The sequence below is a fragment of the Streptomyces sp. NBC_01788 genome (assembly GCF_035917575.1).
Lineage (GTDB): Bacteria > Actinomycetota > Actinomycetes > Streptomycetales > Streptomycetaceae > Streptomyces.
Window position 1 is genome coordinate 572,112 of sequence record NZ_CP109090.1, and the last position, 23,174, is coordinate 595,285.

The 23,174-nt window shown below is 72.3% G+C and carries 17 protein-coding genes; 12 read left to right on the forward strand and 5 right to left on the reverse strand.

The annotated features are described in order from the left end of the window. Window positions 1-33 precede the first annotated feature (33 nt). Window positions 34-1,287 (forward strand): MFS transporter, encoded by a 1,254-nt coding sequence (locus OIE49_RS02815; RefSeq protein WP_326800901.1) that lies wholly within the window; start codon window positions 34-36, stop codon window positions 1,285-1,287. 117 nt (window positions 1,288-1,404) lie between these two features. On the opposite strand, the gene OIE49_RS02820 is transcribed toward OIE49_RS02815, so the two are convergent. Continuing rightward, a complete protein-coding gene (locus tag OIE49_RS02820) occupies window positions 1,405-4,194 on the reverse strand; it encodes a SpoIIE family protein phosphatase (protein WP_326800902.1) in 2,790 nt (929 codons plus the stop codon). Window positions 4,195-4,726: 532 nt separating this feature from the next. Continuing rightward, complete coding sequence (locus tag OIE49_RS02825) at window positions 4,727-5,296, reverse strand: TetR/AcrR family transcriptional regulator (RefSeq protein WP_326800903.1); 570 nt, start codon at window positions 5,294-5,296, stop codon at window positions 4,727-4,729. A gap of 232 nt (window positions 5,297-5,528) precedes the next feature. Between OIE49_RS02825 and OIE49_RS02830 the strand changes: the two genes are divergently transcribed. Continuing rightward, window positions 5,529-6,680, forward strand: coding sequence for a S1 family peptidase (locus OIE49_RS02830; RefSeq protein ID WP_326800904.1), 1,152 nt, complete (start codon window positions 5,529-5,531; stop codon window positions 6,678-6,680). Window positions 6,681-6,743: 63 nt separating this feature from the next. Here the strand turns inward: OIE49_RS02830 and OIE49_RS02835 are convergent, their stop codons facing one another. Continuing rightward, window positions 6,744-8,030 carry an FAD-dependent oxidoreductase gene (locus OIE49_RS02835; RefSeq protein WP_326800905.1) on the reverse strand — a complete coding sequence of 429 codons (1,287 nt, stop codon included), beginning with the start codon at window positions 8,028-8,030 and terminating at the stop codon, window positions 6,744-6,746. 611 nt (window positions 8,031-8,641) lie between these two features. Here OIE49_RS02835 and OIE49_RS02840 point away from each other — a divergent pair. After that, window positions 8,642-9,373, forward strand: coding sequence for a L,D-transpeptidase family protein (locus OIE49_RS02840; RefSeq protein ID WP_326800906.1), 732 nt, complete (start codon window positions 8,642-8,644; stop codon window positions 9,371-9,373). A gap of 34 nt (window positions 9,374-9,407) precedes the next feature. Here the strand turns inward: OIE49_RS02840 and OIE49_RS02845 are convergent, their stop codons facing one another. Then, window positions 9,408-9,863: an ATP-binding protein gene (locus OIE49_RS02845; protein ID WP_401739747.1), complete on the reverse strand. Its 456-nt coding sequence runs from the start codon at window positions 9,861-9,863 to the stop codon at window positions 9,408-9,410. A 263-nt stretch (window positions 9,864-10,126) separates the two neighbouring features. Between OIE49_RS02845 and OIE49_RS02850 the strand changes: the two genes are divergently transcribed. Beyond that, window positions 10,127-10,966, forward strand: coding sequence for an ABC transporter ATP-binding protein (locus OIE49_RS02850; protein WP_326800907.1), 840 nt, complete (start codon window positions 10,127-10,129; stop codon window positions 10,964-10,966). Between the two features lie 391 nt (window positions 10,967-11,357). Here the strand turns inward: OIE49_RS02850 and OIE49_RS02855 are convergent, their stop codons facing one another. Next, the gene (locus OIE49_RS02855) at window positions 11,358-13,307 is read right to left on the reverse strand and encodes a DUF1996 domain-containing protein (protein ID WP_326800908.1); all 1,950 of its coding nucleotides are present in this window, start codon (window positions 13,305-13,307) and stop codon (window positions 11,358-11,360) included. 556 nt (window positions 13,308-13,863) lie between these two features. On the opposite strand from OIE49_RS02855, the gene OIE49_RS02860 reads away from it, so the two are divergent. From OIE49_RS02860 to OIE49_RS02895, 8 genes are all read left to right on the forward strand, one after another. After that, window positions 13,864-15,534, forward strand: coding sequence for a multicopper oxidase family protein (locus tag OIE49_RS02860; protein ID WP_100571825.1), 1,671 nt, complete (start codon window positions 13,864-13,866; stop codon window positions 15,532-15,534). Between the two features lie 419 nt (window positions 15,535-15,953). Continuing rightward, entirely contained in the window at window positions 15,954-16,199 is a 246-nt protein-coding gene (locus tag OIE49_RS02865) for a ferredoxin (protein WP_326800909.1), read from the forward strand. Continuing rightward, the gene (locus tag OIE49_RS02870) at window positions 16,189-17,583 is read left to right on the forward strand and encodes an NAD(P)/FAD-dependent oxidoreductase (protein WP_326800910.1); all 1,395 of its coding nucleotides are present in this window, start codon (window positions 16,189-16,191) and stop codon (window positions 17,581-17,583) included. The genes OIE49_RS02865 and OIE49_RS02870 overlap by 11 nt, the downstream gene beginning before the upstream one ends. 59 nt (window positions 17,584-17,642) lie before the next feature. After that, window positions 17,643-18,881 (forward strand): cytochrome P450, encoded by a 1,239-nt coding sequence (locus tag OIE49_RS02875; RefSeq protein WP_326800911.1) that lies wholly within the window; start codon window positions 17,643-17,645, stop codon window positions 18,879-18,881. A gap of 94 nt (window positions 18,882-18,975) precedes the next feature. Next, on the forward strand, window positions 18,976-19,158 hold the full coding sequence (locus tag OIE49_RS02880; RefSeq protein WP_326800912.1) for a hypothetical protein: 183 nt from the start codon (window positions 18,976-18,978) through the stop codon (window positions 19,156-19,158). Between the two features lie 77 nt (window positions 19,159-19,235). Continuing rightward, complete coding sequence (locus tag OIE49_RS02885; RefSeq protein WP_326800913.1) at window positions 19,236-19,712, forward strand: hypothetical protein; 477 nt, start codon at window positions 19,236-19,238, stop codon at window positions 19,710-19,712. A gap of 145 nt (window positions 19,713-19,857) precedes the next feature. Then, a complete protein-coding gene (locus OIE49_RS02890) occupies window positions 19,858-21,027 on the forward strand; it encodes a carboxylate-amine ligase (RefSeq protein ID WP_326800914.1) in 1,170 nt (389 codons plus the stop codon). A gap of 221 nt (window positions 21,028-21,248) precedes the next feature. After that, a complete protein-coding gene (locus OIE49_RS02895) occupies window positions 21,249-23,033 on the forward strand; it encodes an N-acetylglutaminylglutamine amidotransferase (protein WP_326800915.1) in 1,785 nt (594 codons plus the stop codon). The last annotated feature ends 141 nt before the right edge of the window (window positions 23,034-23,174 follow it).

Consider the following 23,174-nt stretch of genomic DNA (forward strand, 5'->3'; position numbering starts at 1 on the left):
GTCCGCTCCCGTCCCCAGGGGGGAACGTCCGCAATGACATCCGCCGTCTCGTCCCAGACGACCGTGCAGTCCGGCACCGCCGGACGCGGCACGTGGACCGTGGTCCTGTGCTGGATCACCGTCATGCTCGAGGGCTACGACCTCGTCGTCCTCGGCGCCATCGTCCCGACCCTGCTCAAGACCCGCCACCTCGGCATGACCGCGGGCGACGCCACCATGATCGCGACGCTGTCGCTCGTCGGCGTCGCCATCGGCGCCGTCTGCGTCGGCCCGCTGGCCGACCGGCTGGGCCGCCGCCTGCTGCTCATCGCCTCGGTGGTGGTGTTCTCGGTGTTCACCATCGTGGTGCCGCTGGCCGGCTCCGTGACGATGTTCGCCGTCCTCCGGCTGATCGCCGGTCTGGGCCTCGGCGCCTGCATGCCGGTGTCGCTCACGATGATGGCCGAGCACATGCCGGCCAGCCGTCGTGCCCGGGCCAGCACCCTGACCATGACCGGCTACCACACCGGTGCCGTGATCACCTCCCTGCTGGCCCTCCAGGTGACCGACAACTGGCAGATCCTCTTCTACGTCCTCGGCGTGGCCGGCCTCGTCGTCGCCGCGATCCAGTGGTTCCGGCTGCCGGAGTCGGAGGCGTTCACGCAGGCCAAGCAGGCGACGGGAGCGCAGCGGGTTCCGTTCACCGAGCTGCTCAAGCCGGCCTACCTGCGCGCGGGCATCGGCATCTGGGTCGCCTCGTTCATGGGGCTGCTGCTGGTCTACGGCCTGAACACCTGGCTGCCCAAGCTCATGAACGACGCCGGCTATCCCGTCCCCACGGCCGTCACCCAGCTCCTCATACTCAACGTCGGCGGAGTCGTCGGCCTGATCGTCGGCGGATTCGTGGCCGACCGGCGGGGCATCAAGGGGACCATACTCGGCTGGTTCGCGGTGTCCGTGGTCATGCTCGGCTGCCTGAGCATCAAGATGAACAGCGACATCCTGCTCAACGTCGTCGTCTTCCTCACCGGCGTGTTCGTCTTCTCCGCCATGGTGCTCGTGTACGCCTACGTGACGTACTTCTACCCGGCCGCGGTGCGCGGGACCGCCCTCGGCTCGGCCTCCGGCATCGGCCGGATCGGCTCCATCGTCGGCCCGACGATCACCGGGGCCCTGGTCACGGCGGGCATCGGCCATCCATGGGGCTTCTACTTCTTCGCCGCGGTCGCGGTCCTCGGCTTCCTGGCCGTGCTGACGCTGCCACGGCACGCCCCGCAGGTGGAGGCCGCCGCCGGGGCCGCCGCCTGACGCGTCCGTCCGCGTTTCCTGCGACGGCGCGGGACCACCCACAGGGGTTCGGTCCCGCGCCGTCGCTGCTTGGAGACCCGCCGGCAGGCTGTGCGCCGCTGGCCGGGGGATCATCCGTCATCCGGCGCGGTCGCCCGCCACCTGGCCGGGGAGCACCGGTGTCCGTGGTGCGACGGGCCAGCCGTCGGTGGAGGGCGCGACCGCCCCGGACAGGGTCGTCCCCGGGGGTTGGACGTTCTCGGGCAGGGCGAACTCCGCCCAGATCACCTTTCCGTGCGGGGAGTAGCGGGTGCCCCAGTGCTCGGTCATCTGCGACACCAGGAACAGACCCCGGCCGCCCTCCTCGGTCGTCGCCGCGTAGCGCAGGTGAGGCGAGGTGCTGGTGCCGTCGGACACCTCGCAGATCAGCGTGCGGTCGCGGATCAGCCGGACGTGGATCGGCTCGCCTCCGTAGCGGATGGCGTTGGTGACGAGCTCGCTCAGCACCAGTTCCATGCCGAAGCCGAGCTCGGACAGACCCCACTCGTCGAGGGTGCGGGCGGCCGCGACGCGGACCCGGGCGACGGCGGCGGGGTCGGGCGGCACGTCCCACTCGGCGACCCGGTCGCACGGCAGCACCCGGGTGCGGGCGATGAGCAGGGCGACGTCGTCCTTGGGACGCGCGGGCAACAGCGCCTCAAGCACGGCCTGGCAGCTCTGCTCCGGCGAGCGGTCGGGATGGCCCGCGAGAGCCTGGCGCAGCATCTCCATGCCGACGTCGAGGTCCCGCCTGCGGTCCTCGACGAGCCCGTCGGTGTACAGGGCGAGCTGGGTGCCCTCGGGCAGCTCCAGCTCGGCCGTGCGGAACGGCATGCCGCCCAGGCCGAGCGGCGGGCCGTGCGGCAGGTCCGGGAAGGTGACATCGCCGTCCGGGCTGATCAGCGCGGGCGCGAGATGACCGGCGCGCGCCATGGCGCAGCGGCGGGTCACGGGATCGTAGATCGCGTACAGGCAGGTGGCTCCGACGACGGCCGCGGCGGCACCGGTGGAGGCCTCGTCCTGGTCGATGCGGCCGACGAGGTCGTCGAGGTGGCTCAGCAGCTCGTCGGGGGGCAGGTCGAGCGTGGAGAAGTTGTGCACCGCGGTCCGCAGCCGTCCCATGGTGGCGGCGGCGTGCAGGCCGTGCCCGACCACGTCCCCGACGACCAGGGCGACCCGTCCGCCGGGCAGCGGGATCACGTCGAACCAGTCACCGCTGACACCCGACTGGGCGGGCAGATAGCGGTAGCCGACCTCCAGCGCGGTCAGCTCGGGCAGGGCCCGCGGCAGCAGGCTGCGCTGCAGGGTGACCGCGAGGGCGTGCTCGCGGGCGTAGCGGCGGGCGTTGTCGATGCTGACGGCGGCCCGGGCGACCAGTTCCTCGGCCAGGGACAGCTCCTCCTCGTCGAACGGGCCGCGCTCCTTGCAGCGCCAGAAGTTGGCCATACCGAGGACGACACCGCGGGCCTGGATGGGGGCCGAGATCAGCGAGTGGATGCCGTAGTCGACGATCGCCTCGGCGCGTGCCGGGTCCTGCGCGTGCCAGCCGTGGGCCGACGCCAGGTCCGTCACCAGTTCCAGATGGCCGGTGCCGTAGCTGTGTGCCTGGGGCGTGGACGGCAGGAAGTCGATCAGCCGGCCCTTCTCGTAGAGCGGCGAGTCGTCCTGGACACCGCGTACGGCGATGCGGCGCAGGCCCGTCGCGGTGGTGGCGGGCTCCTCGCCCTGGAGTACTCCCTCGGCGAGGTCCACGGAGACGTAGTCGGCGAAGCGGGGGACGGCGACCTGGGCGAGTTCGTCGGCCGTGCGGGCCACGTCGAGGGTGGTGCCGATGCCCAGTCCGGCGTCGTAGAGCAGTTCGAGCCGTTCCCTGGCGACCTGGGCGCGGCCGGAGATGGCCTGGAGTTCGGTGGAGTCGCGCAGTGTCACCACCGTGCGCCGGCCGCATCCGTCGCGGTGGGTGGGCCGCTGGTTGACGGCCAGCAGGCGGGATCCGGCTAGGTGCACCTCGTCGGTGGCCACGCGGCCGGAGGTGAGCAGTTCGACCGTCTCGGGCTCCAGCGTCGGGAGGTGCGTCACCTGCCTGCCCTCGGCGTCCGAGGGCAGGTCCAGCAGCCGCTTGGCCTCGTCGTTCGCCAGCAGCAGCCGGCCGTCGTCACCGATGATGAGCACCCCTTCGCGCACGGAGTGCAGCACCGCGTCGTGGTGCTCGTACATGCGGGTCATCTCGTCCGGGGCAAGGCTGTGGGTCTGCCGCCGCAGCCGCCTGCCGACCAGGGCCGTCACGCCGGTGGCCAGGCCCAGCGCCGCAGCCCCTGCGCCCAGGATGATCGGGATCTGCCGGTTCACCTGGCTGGTCACGTGCTTGACCTGGAGACCGGCGGAGACCAGCGCCACGACGCGGCCGCCGTCCCTGATGGGAACGGTGGCCTGTACCTCTTCGCCGAGCGGCCCGTGGACGCTCTCGGTGTAGACGTTTCCGGCCAGCGACGGCCCGGTGGTGCCGACAAAACGCTGACCGATGCGGCCCGGCAGGGGGTGGGTGTAGCGGATGCCCTTCGTGTTCATGACGACGATGAAGTCGACCCCCGCGGACCTGCGTCCCGCCTCCGTGAGGGGTTGCAGCACCTGCGACGGGGCGGGCGTGCGAAGTGCGCTCACGACGCCCGGGGAGTGCGCGAAGGTCTGCGCCACTGCCACGGAACGGCGCTTGGCCTCGGCGTTGATGTCGCGCTGCGACTGGAGGACGAGGGAGAAGACGGCGAAGGCCACAAGCAGCGCGACGAGCGCCACCTGTAGAACGAACACCTGTCCGGCGACGCTTCGCGGGCTCTTTCCCAGCAGCGAGCGCAGCGATATACGTCGAAGACGGGTAAAACGGGCTGCCATCCGGCATTTGTAACATCCACCCTCCCGTATCGTCACGACTTTCACCATTGATCGTTCGGCAGGGGCCAGGTCCGGAGCACACGGGGGACCCTCGGATCTCGGAGATTCCGGCGGGTGAAAGCGCTGTCCCCCTTGGCACGGAGAATTTCCGCGAGGCATCGACGACTCACGGCAACTCGACTACGACTCGTCCGCGAACAACAGCGGAGCGCGGTCGGCCACGCCCAACCGGTCGGCAGCAGCCGCGCGGCCGGGAGCGCCTGGCGGCGAGCGGTCCGCCGGGCCGACGCCGGCAGAGGCGCACCGGGACCGGGGGCCGGACGCGGGACCGGAACACGGACCACCCCATGGGGCGCCGCGGGGCGGCCTCCGACCCGGACCGCAGCCGCCCGGCGGGCTTGGGCAGGGGCCGCGCGGACACCGTGACCCACTGCGCGGGCGCGAGCCTCGGACCCGCACGGGGGCGCCGGAGGCGAACGCGTGCCCACAGGGGAACGCGCGCTCGCCACGGGCGGGCACACGCGCGTGGACGCTACGCCGGGGGCCAGGTGCGCAGCATCGTGTCGAGGCGGTCGAGGATCCAGGTCCAGGTTTCCTGGGGGGCCGGGGCGCTGTGGTCGAAGCCGCCGGCCAGTTCGAGGCTGACGTAGCCGTGGAAGACGCTGCCGAGCAGCCGGACGGCGTGGGTCTCGTCCGGCTCGGTCAGGTCGTAGCCGCGCAGGATCGCGCGGGTCATCTGCGCGTGTCTGCCCCCGGCGCTCGCCGCGGCGGTCTCCGGGTCAAGCCGGAGGCGCGCGGCCGCGTAACGCCCGGGGTGCTCCCGGGCGTAGTCGCGGTAGACGTTCGCGAAGGCGGCGAGGGCGTCCTTCCCGGCCCGCCCGGCCAGCGCCTCGGCGGCCCGGTCCGCGAGTTCCTCCAGGGCGAGCAGGGCGATCCGCGTCTTGAGGTCCTGGGAGTTCTTCAGGTGCGAGTACAGGCTCGCGGCCTTGACGTCGAACCGCCGGGCGAGCGCCGAGACGGTCACATGCTCGAAGCCGACCTCGTCCGCCAGCTCCGCTCCCGCCCTGACCAGGCGTTCCGTGGTCAACCCCGCACGCGCCATGCCGCTCCTCCCACCCGAGCCCACCAAGAACCTGAAGCCATTGAATATATGCCTAAGCCCATTAGGCAAACGGCAGGACGCTTGGCTCGGCCGTGAATACCAGCATTGGCATGGACCTGCTCAGTCGGTCCCGCTAAGCTGCTCCCCGACCCGATTGAGAGCGCTCTCAGGTCGCGGTAGTTCCACCCCGTGTTCCACCCCCACCTCGTTGGAACGACGAAGGGCACCCCCTGTGAGACGCACCAAACTCCACCGCGTGGCCGTGGCCGCGCTCGTCCTGCTCGGCAGCTGGGCCGTGGCAGGCACCACTCCGGCCGGAGCGGCGACCCCCGCCGCCGCACCCTCCGCCTCCCCCGGCCTGCTCCAGGCGATGCAGCGTGACCTGGGACTCTCCCCGCAGCAGGCCGAGGCGCGCCTGTCGGCGGAACGCACCGCCACGGCCGTGGAACCGAAGGCCCGCGCGGCCGCCGGCTCCGCCTTCGGCGGCTCGTGGTTCGACGACAGGACAGGCCGCCTCACCGTGGCCGTCACCTCCGACGCCTCCGACTCGACCCTGCGCGCCGTCCGGACCGCCGGCGCCGAGGTCCGCACCGTCCAGCACAGCGCACGGCAGCTCGACACGGCCAAGGCCCGCCTCGACAGCACGACCGCACCGCAGGGTGTGAGCGGCTGGCGGGTGAACCCGAAGGCCAACACGGTGGTCGTGGACGTCGTCGGCGCCGCGCGCTCCGACAACGATGTCCAACGCTTCCTCTCCAAGGCCCGCGCGGCCGGCCCCGTCACCGTCCGCACGGTCTCCGCGGCGCCGCAGACCTTCGCCGCGGGCACAGTCGGCGGCGACCCGTACTACACCGGCAACGCCCGCTGCTCCATCGGCTTCTCGGTGTACGGCGGCTTCGTGACCGCCGGACACTGCGGCCAGGCCGGCGCCGGGGTGAGCGGCTGGGACGGCTCGTACATCGGCAACTTCCAGGGGTCCTCGTTCCCCGACAACGACTACGCCTGGGTCAGCGTCGGCAGCGGCTGGTGGACGGTCCCGGTCGTCCTCGGCTGGGGCACCGTCCCGGACCAGTTGGTGCGCGGCTCCGCCGTGGCTCCCGTCGGAGCCTCGGTCTGCCGCTCCGGCTCGACGACGCACTGGCACTGCGGCACCGTGCTGGCGCACAACGAGACCGTCAACTACAGCCAGGGCGCCGTGCACGAGCTGACGAAGACCAGCGTGTGCGCCGAACCGGGCGACTCCGGCGGCTCCTTCATCAGCGGTGACCAGGCCCAGGGCGTCACCTCCGGAGGCTGGGGCAACTGCTCCAGCGGCGGCGAGACCTGGTTCCAGCCGGTCAACGAGATCCTCAACCGCTACGGACTGACCCTGCACACCGCCTGACCCGCACCGACCAGGGGGCTCCGGCAAGGCTCGGCCGGGGCCCCCTCTCGACGGCTCGCGTGGTCAACCGGCGCCGGCCACCCTGCGGACCCTGTCCCGGGCGACCCGGGCCGCCGCGTACCCGGTCCCCGCGACGAAGCGCATCATCGGCCCGAACATCGGGGCGGCCAGCGACCCGGTGAAGTACAGACCCGGCACCGACGACTCGAACCCCGGGCTCAGCCGCGGCGCCCTCGAACCCGGCACCTGCCTGAGCGCATTACGCACCGCCGGCGACAGGAACGGAACGGCGTCCAGGTCCAGGCGGTAACCGGTGGCGGCCAGCACATGATCGACGTCGAGCGCCTCCGCCACACCGCCCGGCCCGGCCAGGTCCAGCCGCACTACGGACCCGTCGGTCCCGGCCCGTACGACCCGGCACGAGGTGCGCACCGGCACCACGCCCTCGACCCGGTCCCGCAGCCACCATCCGCCCGAGGGACGCAACGCGCGCCGGAACAGCAGCAGTCGGGCCGCGGCCGGCAGATGCCGTACCCCGCCGGGAGCCCGGCAGACCGCGGCCAGGATCCAGCCCGTGCCCAGCGGTGAGGCGGGCCTGCCGATCCGTCGCGTCCAGGACCGGGCCTGGTCCGGGGTCGTCCCCCACAGCACGCCGTTCTCCCGGACCAGCACCTGCGCCCGGGCACCGGACTCGTGGAGCAGCGCGGCGCTCTCCAGGGCGGACTGTCCCCCGCCGACCACGGCGACCCGGCGGCCGGCGTACCGGGACAGGTCGGTGTGCTGGCTGGTGTGCGACACCGGCGCGCCGGGCCCCGGGCCTTCGGGCACGAGGCCGCGCAACTCGTCGGGTATGTGGGCCAGTCCGTTCAGGCCGGTGGCCACGACCACGGCGGCGGCCGCGAGTTCCTGTCCGTCGTCCAGCCGTACGACGAACCCCGCACCGGACGTGGCCAGGTCGACGGCCGCGACCCGGGCCGGCTCCACCTCGCCGACGTACTGCTTCTGGAACCACTGGCCGTACCGTACGAACACCTCGCACGGGATGGGCGTCAGTTCGGTCAGCTCCGGCTCACCGTGCACCTGGAGGAAGTCCGCCAGCCGCCCGCCCGGCTGCGGCGCCGACAGGTCGACGGCGTCCGGCGTCGACTTCAGGAACATCCCGGTCGCCATGGCGTGCCGCCAACTGCCCATGACCTCACCGAAGACCCGCACCGGGACTCCCGCCCCGCGCAGGTGCGCGGCGACCGACAGCCCGTACGGCCCGGCGCCGACCACCACGACCGGCAGCGCCGGGCGCCCCGGCCGCGCTCCCCCGTGGGCAGGCCACGGCCCCGGAAGCGACTGCGTCATGCATCCCCCCGCTGGTCCCCTCGCCGCCTTCCCCAAGGCGGGCGTGACACTCCGGGATGTGCGCGCCGGCCGAGCGCCGCCGCGCGTCTCCCCCCTCCGCCGGTCAGTGTTACCCACCGACCGCCGCCGGAATGCGATATGGGGACACCTTGCCAAAAATTGGTCCGAGTGTTGACCGGCCGCGCCCGCGCGCCTCAAAGGGACGGAGCGCGAACACCCGGCTCCCGTCCTCGTGGCGGAGGACGGGAGCCGGGTGCCAGGACCTAATGGTCCGTGGCGGCGGGAGAGCCGACCGCAGGTGGTGCGGTCATCAGCTTCCCGAACAACGCCATGCAGGTGGAACAGTGTCCAGCCCGCTGTGCGCTCGCGCCGTCGACGTGCTGACCCAGATTCTGTCCGCACAGGGTGGTGGTCGTGTGCTTGGCCATGACGTGCCAGACCAGAGCCCCACCGGGCTTCTCTGCTCCTGCACACATCTCATACATGATCGGCTCCACTCCCTCGATGGACGCCTCTCTCACTCAAGGAGACACCGAGTGGGCCATCTGCACGCAGCCACGGACGGCCATTCAGGTGAAACACGCGCCCCGGGTGGTGCCATCATGGGGCGCATGCGAAAAGGCGGAGCGTTGCGGACAGCGGCCGTGGTGGCCGTCGGTGGGGCGCTGGCGATGTCGCTGACGGCCTGCGGCGGTACGGGCCACCGGCGCCCGGCCGGTCACGGCGGGCCGGCGGAGCGCACGCCGGGCCGCGGGGCCTTTCCGAGCCGGGTGCAGGGCATCGGTGACCGCATGTGGCATCGGGTGCCGTCCGGGTCCCGCCAGGTGGTCGCCGTCCACGGAGCCGGGCCCGACTCCCCCGACGCGACGGTCGAGTTCTTCACCAAGCACGGCTCGCACTGGGAGCGGGCGGGTTCCTGGCCGGCCCACAACGGCAGGAAGGGCTGGACGACGGACCATCACGAGGGCGACCAGCGCACCCCTGTGGGGGTGTTCACGCTGAGCGACGCCGGCGGCGTGCTCGAGAACCCCGGGGCAAAGCTGCCGTACACCCGGTCCGCCGCGTTCCAGGCGCCCCGGTCCTGGACGAAGAACGCCTGGCACGACTTCGACTACGTCATCGCCATCGACTTCAACCGCGTCAAGGGCACACCGCCCAACGACCCCACCCGGCCTCAAGGCCAGTCAAGGGGTGGCGGCATCTGGCTGCACATGGACCACGGCAGCGGCACCTCCGCGTGCGTGACCCTGTCCGAGTCGGCGATGCGGTACCTGCTGCGCTCCCTCGACCCGCGTCAGCGCCCGGTCGTGGTCATGGGAGACAAGGCGGACCTCCAGGCCTGACGCCGCCCGGCGGGGGCCGCCGGCCACAGCCGCCTCACGGCCGCGCGGCGTCTAGCAGCGCTATGCGGACGACGACACGCTTGCCCACCGGCTCGCGCCGCACCTCGAACCGCTCCACCACGGCCATCACGATCTCCAGACCGTGCTGGCCCACCCGTCCGGGATCGGCTGCCCGTGCCACGGGCAGCACCGGATCGCTGTCCCAGACCGCGATGTCCACGGCGTCTCCGGCGATCCGCAGATCCATCAGGATGGGGCCGGAGGCGTACTTGCGGGCGTTGGTGACCAGTTCGCTGACCACCAGCTGCGTCAGGTCCATGGCCCGGTCCGAGACCGTCAGTCCGTGGCCGGTCCTGGCCCGGCTCAGGAACGCGGCCGCGAGATGGCGGGCCTCGGCGATGCACGCTCCGTCGCCGTCGAGGGCCGCCGCCATGCGTATCACGCCGGTATCCGGCGCCGGCTCCGCGCCGCCGAGGAGGACGGATTCCATCCCAACCGCCTTCACCACCCTGTTCACGGCGTGCACATACCCCTCTTCCGGCCGGGCACGCCTGCGGCCGCCGTGTCTGCTTCGTCACACGGGCGACCGGCCGCCGCGGGGCGGCGAGCCGGCGACGGCGGCGCCGTCACCGCGACCTCACCCGCGCCCTCGCCGCGTCCACGAGCCGGACAGAACGGCGACAAGGTGCCGGATGCATCTACCGTTCGTGGTGCCGGTCGAGCGACGGCCTCGACGGTCGAGGGGAGCCCAGCATGGCCGAGGACACCGCGGAGCGGACAACTCGGGAGCACGGGACCGTCGTCGCCCTCCGCGAGGTGGGCGTCCGCCGCTGCACGACCGGCCAGGTGATCCTCGACGACGTCGACTGGACGGTGCGCGCGGGAGAGCACTGGGCACTGCTGGGTGCCAACGGCGCCGGGAAGACCACACTGCTGCGGCTGCTCGGCGCCCTGATGCACCCCACGACCGGCAGCGTCGAGGTCCTCGGCGAACTCCTCGGCCGCGTCGACGTACGGGAACTGCGCGCGCGCATCGGGCACGTCACCACCGCGCAGCGCGTTCCTGGTGAACTGGACGCCCACACCGTCGTGCTGACCGGTCACACGGGCACGGTGCAGCCACTGTGGCGGATGTACGACGAAGAGGCCCGGCAGCGGGCCCACGAACTGCTGGCCGAGCTGGACATCAAGGACCTGGCCGACCGGCCGTACGGAGTCTGCTCGGGCGGGCAGCGGGCGCGCGTCCTCATCGCCCGGGCCCTCATGGCCGAGCCCGCGCTGCTGCTTCTCGACGAGCCCTTCAACGCCCTGGACCTGCCGTCCCGCGAGGATCTGGTCGAGGCCATGCACCGGCTCGCGGAGGGACGGCCACGGCTCGCCACCGTGACGGTCACCCACCACCTCGAGGAACTCTCCCCCGCCGTCAGTCACGCCCTGCTGCTGCGCGAAGGCCGGATCCTGGCCCAGGGACCCGTCGAGGATGTACTGACCGGGCCGTGGCTGACCACGTGCTTCGGCCGCCCCATCGCGGTCAGCCGGCACGAGGGCCGCTGGTGGGCCTATTCCGGGCGGCAGAGCCTCAGGAGCGCGTGAGGCGCCTCGCCGATCCTTCGCACACGGCGGTCCGACGCCGCTTCCCTCTACCCGAAGTAACATGATCCACTTTGGCTCCGGGCTTTGTCCCCAGTCACCTCGGGCGCACCCGTGCCGTCCGACCCCCCGTGCGAAGGATCCTCATGCCGTCTCCGGACGCTGCTCTGCAGCAAGCGCATTCCGACTACGAGCAGCACAGGCAGACCTGCCGTCAATGTCATGCGCATGCCATTCCGTGCGCCGTGGCCAAGCACCTGATGCGCATCTACAACAACGCCCGAAGAGGTCTCGCCCGCGCCGAGTGAAACCGAGGCCGGGCGAAACTGAAGGGGGCGGCGGTGGGACCGGTCATCCGGTCCCACCGCCGCCCCCTTCGCGGCCCGTGGCGTCGTCAGGCGGCGCTGCGCCTGATCCGGCGCAGCAGCACGAAGCCCGCGGTCACGAGCACCGCACCGGCGGCCGCGGGCCACAGCTTGGCTCCGGTCTCGGCCAGGCTGCCCCTGACTGCCTGCGGTTCGGTCTGCGGTCCGGTCTGTGCGCCGGCCGCCGCCTGGCCGTTTCCGCCGGGAGCCGGGGTGTAGGCGGGCGAGCCCACCTCACCACCGGTCGCGGCACTGGTCTCGGCACCCGTGGCGCTCGTCCCCGCCTGACGGGAGGTGTCGGCCTTGGGTTCCACCGCGCCGCCCGTGGGCTCCGCGGACTTCTCCGCCCCTGCGCCGCCCGTGCCGGCCCCGGCCGCGCCGCCGTTGCCGCCGGTACCGGCCGCGCCGGCGCCGCCTCCGGGCCGCGCGCCCGAGGTCTCCGTCGGCTTCTCCTCAGGCTCCTGAGGGTCCTGCGGCTTCTCCGGCTTCTGCGGCTTCTCCGGCTGCGCGCCGGACTCCGCGCCCTGGTCGGCCCCGTCGCCGCACGTGCGGCCGCTGTTGATGCAGTCGACCATCCGGCCCATCAGGTCCTCGTCGAAGACGTTGATGAAGTCGCCGTGGTCCGTGCCCGGCTTGTGCAGCTGCTCGGGGAAGGAGTCCACGGCGAACAGCGGGGTGGTCGCACCGCCGTCGTTCAGGCTCGGGGCGTCGACGCCGTAGACGATGCGCTGCACCAGTTGCGGGATCGCCCGGAATCCCTCCGGGCAGTTGCCCTCGCCGTCGGCGAACGCCACGTGCGTGCGGTGGTTGGCGCTGTCGGCGTTCCGGCCGTCCCAGCAGCTCTGGAACCTGAAGGTGCGCACCACGTCGCTGCCCTCGGGGCAGAGCGGGTACTTGTCCTTCAGCTGCCGGTCCTCGAACCCGGTGCAGGACCAGGAGGCGTTGGCGTTGGCGGGGCCGTTGACGAACGCCTTGGCGTCACCGGTGATGATGCGCAGGAAGCGCGGCATCGCCGTCACCTTGCCGCGCGGGCTGCCCTCGAAGGACAGCGTCACCTGCTTCGGCGTCACGATCTTGCCCGCGTTGCCCTCGGTCCCGCCGCCGGGGGCGTCGGCGTCCCGCTCACGGGTTCCGTCCTGAAGGCGCAGCACGGGCCAGTAGTAGGTCGACCTGTCGCCCTTGTCGGCGCAGCTCGTGTCGGCCTTCGCCAGGTCCTCGTCACTGGCGAAGGCGCTGTTGCCCTGGTTGCCGATGTAGTCGTGGAAGTGGTGGGCGCCGTTGGTGACGCCGGGGGCGACGATCACGTTGTCCGAGTTGAACAGGCCGCCCGCGTTCACTCCGCAGCTGGAGGCGAAGGTGCCGCGTGAGGCGTCCGCCTCCTCACGGGGCTTGCCGGCATTGGGCTGCACGGAGCTGATGTCCGCGTAGTCCGCGGCCACGGGCCCGTTGCCGGACCGCCCGTCGTCGGCGCCCTGCTCCGGCTCCTGCTGTCCGTCCTGCGGCAAGCTCTGGTCCTGACCGCTCTGGTCCTGGCCGGTCTGCCCGTCGCCGCCCTCGGTGTCGGAGGTGCGCAGGGCGCAGGCCGCGAGGTCGTCGAGCCCGTCGGGCCGCTCCCCGGCACGCTCGATCGCGTCGGCGATGCCGCCGATCGTCGCGGTCCGCTCCTGCGTGAGCGGGCCCACGATCCCCTTGTCCACGGCGTCGACGTCGATACGCCCGTCCTTCACCGCTTCCAGCATCCGCTGGTAGGCGCTCGCGATCTGCTGGTCCAGGGCCGCGAGTTGCTCGTCGACGGTCGCCTTCGCCTCCTCCGGCACCTCGGTCAGCCGGGCGCCGACGTCCGGGCAGTCGATCGTGGCGCCTCCCGCCGCCGGGCTCTGCTTACGGTCCCCTACGGACTGCACGGCCGACGTGTCTTCGGTGGCGGAGGCGTACACGTTGGCGACCATCAGCCCGCCTCCGCCCAGGATGAGCGCCATCGCACCGATGGTGGCGCGCCGTGGGCCCGTGGGTCGTCTGCGCGTGTTGCGTCTCACCGAACTTCTCCTACGCGTCGTGGCCGGCCGGGAATGCGATTCCCCCCGTCCCATACGGAGTTCGGCCCGGGAATGTTCAAGCGCCCCGCGGATTCCCCCGCCTCGTCGCCCCGGGCGGCGAGCGGTGGCGGCCCGCACAAGCGGCGGCGCGGCACGTCGTGGATCGGCAGGTGGCGCGAACGCCCGTTCGGCGGACACGACGAAAGCCCCACTCCCGTGTCGGGAGTGGGGCTCGTCCACGAGCGCCGGGCAGGCCTTGCACCTGCATCTCCCCGCAGGAAGCGGGGCGTCTTTCCTTGGACCACCAACGCACAGCCGGCCACCGGGAGTTCCGGTGACGCGCTCAAGATCGAGCATAGCGCAGATGCCCGGCCGCGGCACGTCGCCGCGCGGGCCGTACCCCGTATCACCCCGTCACCAGGGCAATGGTTGCCGAGATCGCCAGACGCGCCGTGTCAGTTCTCCCACATATCGCTGCAAAACGTGTGTTATTCGACTCATGGACACATACTCGCGGCGCACCTTGCTCAGTGCCTCGGTCACGGCTGCCGCTTCGGGACTCCTGACCGCCTGCTCCGGAGCCGGCTCCCGCGCGGAGCCCGGCCCGCACTCGGGGTCCGCGCCGGGCTCGGGGCAGAGCTCGGGGTCCGCGCGGGGCCCCGGGGCCGTCGACGGCTTCCGCCCGTTCGTTCCCAAGGGACCCAAGGGGTACGTGAACCCGTCCGACCGGGAGGTCCTGGCCGCCGAACACCGGCGCGGGCGCGGGCCGGTGCGCAAGTACAGGTTCACCGCCCGCCCAACGTCGTTCGACCTGTCCGGCAAGACCGTGAAGACCTGGGCGTACGGCGACGGGATCCCCGGCGAGCTGGTCCGGGCCACCGCGGGTGACATCCTCGACATCACGCTTCGCAACCGCCTGCCGGTGGGAACGACACTGCACTCGCACGGTGTGCGGCTGCGCTGCGACATGGACGGCGTGCCGGACCTGACCCAGAGGTCCATCAGGCCCGGCTCGGAGTTCAACTACCGCTTCGTCGTGTCCCACCCCGGCACCTACCTGCTGCACTCGCACGAGGGCATGCAGCTGGACCGCGGTCTGTACGCACCACTGATCATCGACGACCCCAGGGAGCCCCTGTCGTACGACAGGGAGTGGGTGGTCGTCCTGGACGACTGGGTGGACGGCCTGGGCGGCTCCACTCCGGAGAAGGTGCTCGCGCAGCTACAGAAGGTCAAGGGTCCCGTTCCCCGCGGCATGCACATGGGCGGCATGGACATGGGCCACGGGGGTCACGGCGGGCATTCGGCCCCGCAGGGCTCGTCCCACGGCCCCGACCGCATGCTGCGGGCCGGGCTCAGCCGCATCCTGCAGGGCATGGGCGGCAACGTCGACTACCCGTACTACCTGATCAACGGCTGCGTCCCGCACGATCCCTCGGTCTTCCGGGCCCGTCCCGGCGACCGCATCCGGGTGCGGTTCATCAACGCGAGCGCCGACACCGCCTACCGGGTCGCGCTGGGCGACCACGAGATGACGGTGACGCACACGGACGGCTACCCGGTCGATCACATCACGACGGACTCGCTGCTCATCGGCATGGCGGAGCGGTACGACGTCGTCATCACCGCCGAGGACGGAGTGTTCCCGCTGGTCGCGCTCGCCGAGGGCAAGGACGCGCGCGCCCTCGCCGTGCTGAACACCGGAAGGTCGAGGGACCTGCCCCCGCCCTCCGTCCACATCGACGAGCTGGACGGGCGCCTCCTGATGGCCCACCAGCTGACCGCCGACGACTCGGTGACGTTCCCCGACGAGGAGCCGGACCGCGAGATCGACATCAAGCTGACCGGCAACATGAAGTGGTACGACTGGAGCTTCGACCGCCGGCCGTACTCGGTCGAGCAGCGCCATCCGGTCCGCCAGGGCGAGCGGGTCCGGATCACGTTCCACAACCGCACCGGCATGTGGCACCCGCTGCACCTGCACGGCCACACCTTCGCCCTCGTCGGCCCGGACGGCCTCGGCCCCCGCAAGGACACCGCGATCGTGCTGCCGCAGAACAAGCTGGTGGTGGACTTCTACGCCGACAACCCGGGGCTGTGGATGCTCCACTGCCACAACCAGTACCACTCCGAATCGGGAATGATGACCATCCTCGGCTATCTCAAGTGACCGACGGGCCCGAGCGGCCGCCGCGGACACCGCGCGCGGCCGGACGGGCCCGCCGCCCGGGACTTCGGCCGCCATCCGCGTCGCGTACCCGCTGATGACCGGGTACGCCATGCGGATGGCGGCCGTCTTCGCGTGCTCGCCGTCGCTGTCTGGGTGACCGGCGGTCGCCGAGCACGACCCGGCACCGGGGCGGCCCGGTGAGGCGGCTCCCGGCGGCGCCGCGGAGGCCGGGTGAGCTCCGGACGGGCCGCGGCCCGTCCTGGCCCGTTCGCCCCGCGGCCGGCGTCACCCCATCGGCGGGTCCCGGCGCGCGGGGAGGGCACCGGGGCTTCGATCCTGGCGTGGGATGACCGCCGTCCGAGGGTGACCGCCGAGCGGGTGGGTCCCGAGGACCTGGCCGCCGGAAGGGCGGGTCGCCAATGAGGCTTGTCGTCGATCTCAACAAGTGCCAGGGATACGCGCAGTGCGCGTTCCTCGCGCCGGGCGTGTTCACCATGCACGGCGAGGAGTCGCTGGTCTACAACCCGCGGCCCGGCGCGGAGCAGCGGGAGAAGGTCGCGCGCGCCGTCGCGGCGTGCCCGGTGCAGGCGATCACCGCCGAGGGACTGCCCGGGACGGGCGAGGAGCTCGTCGGCGCCGGGCGGGGGGCCTCCGATGCCCGCTGAGGCGTTCCACGAGTGGCTCAGACAAGAGGGCCGGATCGTGATCGTGGGTGCCTCGCTGGCGGGCCTGCGGGCTGCCGAGACGCTGCGCGCCGAGGGGTTCGCCGGATCGCTCACCATGATCGGTGACGAGCCCCACGAGCCGTACGACCGTCCTCCGCTGTCCAAGGCGGTGCTGCTCGGCAAGGCGTCCCCGGACCACACCGAGCTGCCCCGGCGCCGGGACATCGACGCGACCTGGCGGCTCGGCGTCGCGGCGGCCGGTCTCGACATGGCGGCCAGGCGGGTGCGGCTGGCCGACGGCGAGGAGGTGCCCTACGACCGGCTGCTGATCGCGACCGGTGTGCACTCCCGGCCCTGGCCGAAGGAGGAAGAGGCCCAGCTGGACGGGGTGTTCGTGCTGCGCACCCGGGACGACGCGGTCCGTCTGCACCGGCGGATGAAGGGCCCGCCTCGGCGGGTGCTGGTCATCGGGGCCGGCTTCACCGGATCGGAGATCGCCTCGGCCTGCCGGGACCAGGGCATCGCGGTCACGGTCGCGGAGCGGGCCGACGCGCCCCTGGTGGGCGCGCTCGGCGGGGTGATCGGCGCGGTGGCGGCGGAGCTGCACCGGGAGAACGGGGTGGACCTGCGCACCGGGATCATGGTGACCGGTCTGGAGGGGGACACCACGGGCCGGGTGCGGGTCGCGCACCTGTCCGACGGAAGTTCCGTCGAGACCGACGTGGTCGTGGTCTCGCTGGGCGCGAGCCGCAACACCGGCTGGCTGGCGGGTTCGGGGCTGGGTGCGGGACCGCGCGGCATCGCCTGCGACGCGGGCTGCCGGGCCTTCGACTTCCGCGGCATCGTCACCGACGACATCTACGTCGCCGGCGACGTCGCCCGCTCCCCGCATCCGCTGTTCGGCTACCAGTTCCTGTCCCTGGAGCACTGGGGCAACGCCGTCGCCCAGGCCGAGGTGGCCGCGCACAACATGATCAGCGCCGGCGCCGACCGGCGTCCGCACATGTGGGTGCCCGCCTTCTGGTCCTCGCAGTTCGGCGTGAACATCAAGTCGGTCGGCGTACCGTCCATGGGCGAGGAGGTCATGATCACCCAGGGGTCGCTGACCGAGCGGCGGTTCGTCGGGGTGTACGGCTATCAGGGCCGCGTGATCGCCGCCGTGAGCTTCGACAACACGCGGTGGCTGGAGTTCTACCAGCGGCTGATCGAGACGGGCGCGCCGTTCCCGGTGGAGTTCCCGACGGTGGACCGCAGGCCCGAGGGCCGCAAGCCGGTGCCGGCCGACTTCCCCGACCCGTCGCTGCCGACGCACGGCCCGACCGTGACCCTCAGCGGTTACTCCCCGGCCGACCGGCAACTGGTCTTCACGCCGGCCCGTCACTGAGCCGGCGCCCCACCCCCCGGATCCCGGATCTCCGGACCTCCACGCGCCAAGGACCCGACATGACGAACGGCCCGCTCCTGCAACGGATCACCGACTACGCCAACCGCGCCGACCCGTATCCGCTCTACGAGGAGCTGCGCAGGACGCCGGTGCTGCACGAGGAGGAGGACGGCCCCTACGCCGTCAGCTCGTACTACGACATCCTCGGGCTGCTCCACGACCCGCGGGTCAGCTCGGACGCCACCAACCTCATCGCCGCCGGCGCGGACGAGCTGTCGGGACCGGAGGCCACGGGGCTGCCGCCGAGCTTCATCAGGCTCGATCCGCCCGAGCACGACCGGCTGCGGCGGATCGCCAACAGCTCCTTCGGCCCGCCGCACCGGCCCGACCGTATCGACTCCATGAGCGGGGAACTCGGCGGGATCGTCACCGAGCTCATCGACGGCTTCGGCGACGCGCGGCAGATCGACCTCGTCGACCAGTTCGCCTATCCCTTCCCGGTGACGGTGATCTGCCGGCTGCTCGGGGTGCCGCGCGAGGACGAGCCGCGCTTTCGCACCTGGGTGGACCCGATCGTCGCCGCCCTGGACCCGGAGACCCGGCAGCGCACCGACGACGACTTCCAGCGCGCCTCGCAGGAGGCCCGGATGCAGCTCGGCATGTACCTGGCCGGTCTGGTCGAGCAGCGCACCAAGGAGCCGCGCGACGACCTGCTGTCCGACCTCGCGGCCAGTCACGGCACGGACGGGACCATGTCGATGATGGAGGTGCTCAGCACGGCGGTGCTGCTGCTGATCGCGGGCCACGAGACGACGGTCAACCTCATCACCAACGGGATGCTCACCCTGCTGCGCCACCCGGAGTATCTGCACCGGCTGCGCGAGGATCCGGGACTGTCCGTCAGGATCGTCGAGGAACTGCTGCGTTACGAGCCTCCGGTGCAGCTGGTGCCGCAGCGCACCTGTGTCGCCGACATCGACCTGCGCGGGGTCACGATTCCCAAGGGCGCGCGGATCTGGCTGATGCTCGCCGCGGGCAACCGGGACCCGGAGCGGTTCGCGGATCCCGACCGGTTCGATCCCGACCGCGAGGACATCGAGCACCTCGGCTTCGGCAGCGGCATCCACATCTGCTTCGGCGCGCCGCTGGCCCGGCGGGAGGCGCAGCTCGCGCTGGCCGAGCTGGCCCGCCGCCTGGACAACCCCCGCCTGGTGGAGGACCCGCCGCCCTACCGGCGGAACGCGGTGCTGCGCGGCCCGCGCCATCTGAACATCGCCGTCAACTCGGTGCGTTCGTAATTTCCAAGAGCCAGGAAAGAGTCTGGACAGATTTAGGAAATAGGGCAAAATGGTCTACATCCCCCCACCACCGCTTCCAAGGAGCCGCCTCGGTATGGCGTACGGAGCCGACCACAACGCGACCCCGCCTCCCCACCCCGATCTGGGCCCGGCCCGTGACTGCGAGGCCTGCCTGGGCTGGGGAACCGTGGTCACCGATGACGGTGACCACGAACTGTGCGCGGCCTGCCAGCAGGGCGCGGACGAGGACCCCCCGCTCGACACGCGTACGCCCTAGCCCCGCACGAGTGGTACGTCGTCCGACTCGGCCGTAGCGTCTTTAAGGACCCAGGACGTCGTCGGCCAGGAGCGGACATGGGCAGACACACAATGAGGACAGCGGTCGCGTTCTGCGCCGCGGGGCTGCTCGCGGCGAGCGCGGGTACGGCCTCCGCCGCACCGGCGGCCCCGCACGGGAACACGGACTCGCCGCACGCCGAGAAACGGACGAACGGGCAGCCGGTGCTGGTCGACTGTCTGTCGAAGCCGCGGCAGCGGCCCGGCGCGTTCATCCTCGCCTGCGGTGACGGCAACAGCGTCCTGTCCGCCTTGCGGTGGTCGCAGTGGAACGACCAGTCCGCGACGGCCAGGGGCTTCAACCTCGTCAACGACTGCAAGCCCTACTGCGCGGCCGGACGGTTCCACGACTACCCGGTGATCGTGCGGCTGGACAGTCCGGCTTCCTGGAAGAAGCGCCCGGAACTGCGGCACTTCAACCGGCTGAGCCTGGAGTTCCCGGCGGCCCGCCCGGAAGGCGCCGCACGAGTGGAGACGTATCCCCTCTGGGACTGATCCCCCCGGCCACGGATTTTTCGTCCGTGGCCGGGACGCTTGCGAAGGTGCCGGTCTGGGCACTCGGGGGTCCCGGGGCCGCGGGGTCCCCAGAGGGACCGGGCTCGAGCGCCGGGTGATCGCCCAGGCAAGGGGAGAACGTGACGTGACGCTGCGCATCGGGGCAGAGGAAGAGTTTCACGTGCTGGACGTGGAGAGCGGCCGGCTGGTGCCGCGGGCCGGCGCCGTACTGGACCGGCTGAGCGGACCCGGTTTCACCGCCGAACTCCAGCAGTCCGTCGTGGAGGCCAACAGCTCGGTCCACGACACCCTCGACGCCCTCCTCGCGGACCTGGCCCGGTCGCGGCGGCTGCTGGACACGGCGGCCTCCTCGCTGGGCCTCGCGACCGTGGCCGCCGGCACCGTGCCACTGGCACGGGTCGGTTCCGGCAACATCACCGCCGGGCGCCGCTACCGGCACATGGCCGACGACTACCGCAGGGTCGCCGACGAACAGCTCATCTGCAGCGCGCAGGTGCACGTCGACATACCGGACCGGGACACCGCCGTACGCGCCATGTGCCTGGTCGCGCCGTCGCTGCCGCCGCTGCTCGCGCTGTCTGCCAGTTCGCCGTTCTGGCTCGGCGCGGACACCGGTTACGCGAGCTGGCGGACGATGCTCTGGCAGCGCTGGCCGACCGCCGGACCACCCGGCTGCTACGCCGACGCCGCCGCCTACGACGCCGCCCTGGAGGAGCTGATCCGCTCGGGCGTCATCGCCGACGCCGGCATGATCTACCACGACGTACGGCCCTCCGCGCACCAGCCCACGCTGGAGCTGCGGATCTGCGACGCCTGTCCGCGTGTGGAGACGGTCGTGCTGGTCGCGGGTCTCTTCCGGGCACTGGTCCAGGACGCCTGCGACCGGCTGGCCCGCGGGGACACCGGCCGGTGCGACGGCCACCACGAGTGGCTGCGGGCCGCCGGCTGGCGAGCCGCCCGCTCGGGCCTGGAGGGCCCGCTGGTCGACCCGGTCACCCGGCGCCCGGCCCCCGCCCCCGAAGTGCTGCGCGCCATGGCGACACGACTCCGTCCCGCGCTGGAGGCGTCCGGCGACCGGGAGGCCGTGCACGAACTTCTCACCCGGGCTCTGGCCTTCGGCAGTGCCGCGCACCGGCTGCGGCGGGCGGCCGAGGAGGAGGACCTCCTCGCCAGCATCGACCTCATGGTCGCCGAGACCCGCGGCGCCACCGCGCCGCGCCCGGTCCCACCGGCCCGCCCCGCCCGCCCCGCCCGCGCCCCCCGTCCCAGCCCGACCGCCGGCGCCGGAACCTGACGGGCCCTTCTCGTCCCGGCCCGACCCGCGTGCCGCCCTTACCGGCGGCGCCCGAGACCGTCCCAGGAGAGTGGTCAGCGCCATGTCACCCGCACCCGCCATCGCAGCCACCGCCGACTGCCCGGCCGTGCCGGCCTCCCTCGGGTTGCCCCGCGCCTCCGGCACTGACGGCAGACCCCCGCGGCGGCCGATGAGGCCGCCGCGGAAGGGAGGTCCGGCTGATGTGCGGGCTCAGCGGCGAGGTCCGGTTCGACGGCCGGCAGCCGGGCCTGGCCGCGGTCGAGCGGATGACCGACCGGCTCGCGCCCCGCGGGCCGGACGGCCGCGGGGTGTGGTCGCAGGGGCCCGTCGCCCTCGGCCACCGGCGGCTGAAGATCATCGATCTGACGGACAGCGGCGCGCAGCCGATGGCCGACCCCCGGGCGCGCGTCGTCGGCGTGTTCAACGGATGCATCTACAACTACCGCGAGCTGCGCCGCGAACTGGCCTCGCGGGGCCATCAGTTCTTCTCGGAGTCCGACACCGAGGTGATCCTGAAGGCGTACGTGGAGTGGGGCACCTCCTGCGTCGAGCACTTCACCGGCATGTTCGCCTTCGTGATCGTCGAGCAGGACAGCGGACGGGTGGTCCTGGCCCGCGACCGGCTGGGCATCAAGCCGCTGTACGTCGCGGAGTCTCCCGGACGGCTCCGGTTCGCCTCCTCGCTGCCCGCGCTGCTGGCGGCCGGCGGCGTGGACACGTCCATCGACCCCTTCGCACTGCACCAGTACCTGAGCTGGCACGCGACCGTGCCGGCGCCCCGCACCGTCCTCAACGGCGTGCGCAAGCTGCCGCCTGCCACCGTCCGGGTGGTCGAGCCGGACGGCACGTACCGCGACCACCGCTACTGGCAGCCGGACTACACGCGCCGACCCGAGTACGCCGGTCTGAGCGACGAGGACTGGACGGAAGCGGTCCTTCAGGCGCTGCGCACGGCCGTACGGCGCCGGATGGTCGCCGACGTTCCGGTGGGCGTGCTCCTGTCGGGCGGCCTGGACTCCAGCCTCATCGTGGCGCTGCTGGCCGACGAGGGGCAGTGCGACCTGGCCACGTTCAGCGTCGGCTTCGAGTCCGAGGCAGGCGAGGAGGGCGACGAGTTCCACTACTCCGACCTGGTGGCACGGCACTTCGGCACCGACCACCACCAGCTGATGGTCCCCTCCGACCGGGTCTCGCAGGCCCTCGAAGGTGCCGTCCTGGCCATGAGCGAGCCCATGACCAGCCACGACGTGGTCGCCTACCACCTGCTGTCCGAGCAGGTGGCCAAGGAGGTCAAGGTCGTGCAGAGCGGCCAGGGCGCCGACGAGGTCTTCGCCGGCTACCACTGGTACCCGGCGATGGCGGACGTGCCCCGGCACCGCGCGGCCGACGCGTACGCCGAGACGTACTTCGACCGGCCGCACGCAGACCTCGCGCGCATGCTGGACCCCTCGGTGCTGCCCGGCCACGACGTCTGCGGCGACTTCGTGCGGGCGCACATGGCCGTGCCGGGCGCCGAGACCGCGCTGGACGCGGATCTGCGGCTGGACACCCACGTGATGATGGTCGACGACCCGGTCAAGCGGGTCGACAACATGACCATGGACTGGGGTCTGGAGGCCCGCGTGCCGTTCCTCGACCACGAACTGGTCGAACTGGCCGCCGCCTGCCCGCCCGGACTCAAGCTCGCGGACGGCGGCAAGGGCGTCCTGAAGACGGCGGGCCGCAAGGTCCTGCCGCGGGAGGTCGTCGACCGGCCCAAGGGCTACTTCCCCGTCCCGGCGATCAAGCACATGGCCGCACCGGTGCTGCTCCGCGTCCGCGAGGCCCTCTCCGCCCCCGAGGCGCGGGCCCGCGGCCTGTTCCGCCAGAGTTACGTCGACGAGTTGCTCGCCGCGCCCGACGCCCACCGCACCAAGCGCGGGGCAAACGCGCTGTGGCAGGTTGCTTTGCTGGAGATATGGCTGCAGACCCACGGAATCCACTGACCGGCGAGCCCCCCGGGGCGATCCCGCCCGGGAACGCGGACGGCACGCGGACCCGGACGGACCTCCCCGGGTCCGGCCCGGCCGGGAGCTCGGCGGGCCAGGAGCGGGGTGACCGGGCCGGCGAGCCGGCCCCGTGGAGCA

Bases quoted from the DNA above. Each gene is read 5' to 3' on its own strand.
- OIE49_RS02855 (WP_326800908.1), bottom strand. From the start codon at position 13,307: ATGGCGCTCATCCTGGGCGGAGGCGGGCTGATGGTCGCCAACGTGTAC.
- OIE49_RS02815 (WP_326800901.1), top strand. From the start codon at position 34: ATGACATCCGCCGTCTCGTCCCAGACGACCGTGCAGTCCGGCACCGCC.
- OIE49_RS02845 (WP_401739747.1), bottom strand. From the start codon at position 9,863: ATGGAATCCGTCCTCCTCGGCGGCGCGGAGCCGGCGCCGGATACCGGC.
- OIE49_RS02850 (WP_326800907.1), top strand. From the start codon at position 10,127: ATGGCCGAGGACACCGCGGAGCGGACAACTCGGGAGCACGGGACCGTC.
- OIE49_RS02820 (WP_326800902.1), bottom strand. From the start codon at position 4,194: ATGGCAGCCCGTTTTACCCGTCTTCGACGTATATCGCTGCGCTCGCTG.
- OIE49_RS02865 (WP_326800909.1), top strand. From the start codon at position 15,954: ATGAGGCTTGTCGTCGATCTCAACAAGTGCCAGGGATACGCGCAGTGC.
- OIE49_RS02840 (WP_326800906.1), top strand. From the start codon at position 8,642: ATGCGAAAAGGCGGAGCGTTGCGGACAGCGGCCGTGGTGGCCGTCGGT.
- OIE49_RS02875 (WP_326800911.1), top strand. From the start codon at position 17,643: ATGACGAACGGCCCGCTCCTGCAACGGATCACCGACTACGCCAACCGC.
- OIE49_RS02885 (WP_326800913.1), top strand. From the start codon at position 19,236: ATGGGCAGACACACAATGAGGACAGCGGTCGCGTTCTGCGCCGCGGGG.
- OIE49_RS02895 (WP_326800915.1), top strand. From the start codon at position 21,249: ATGTGCGGGCTCAGCGGCGAGGTCCGGTTCGACGGCCGGCAGCCGGGC.
- OIE49_RS02825 (WP_326800903.1), bottom strand. From the start codon at position 5,296: ATGGCGCGTGCGGGGTTGACCACGGAACGCCTGGTCAGGGCGGGAGCG.
- OIE49_RS02835 (WP_326800905.1), bottom strand. From the start codon at position 8,030: ATGACGCAGTCGCTTCCGGGGCCGTGGCCTGCCCACGGGGGAGCGCGG.
- OIE49_RS02880 (WP_326800912.1), top strand. From the start codon at position 18,976: ATGGCGTACGGAGCCGACCACAACGCGACCCCGCCTCCCCACCCCGAT.
- OIE49_RS02870 (WP_326800910.1), top strand. From the start codon at position 16,189: ATGCCCGCTGAGGCGTTCCACGAGTGGCTCAGACAAGAGGGCCGGATC.
- OIE49_RS02860 (WP_100571825.1), top strand. From the start codon at position 13,864: ATGGACACATACTCGCGGCGCACCTTGCTCAGTGCCTCGGTCACGGCT.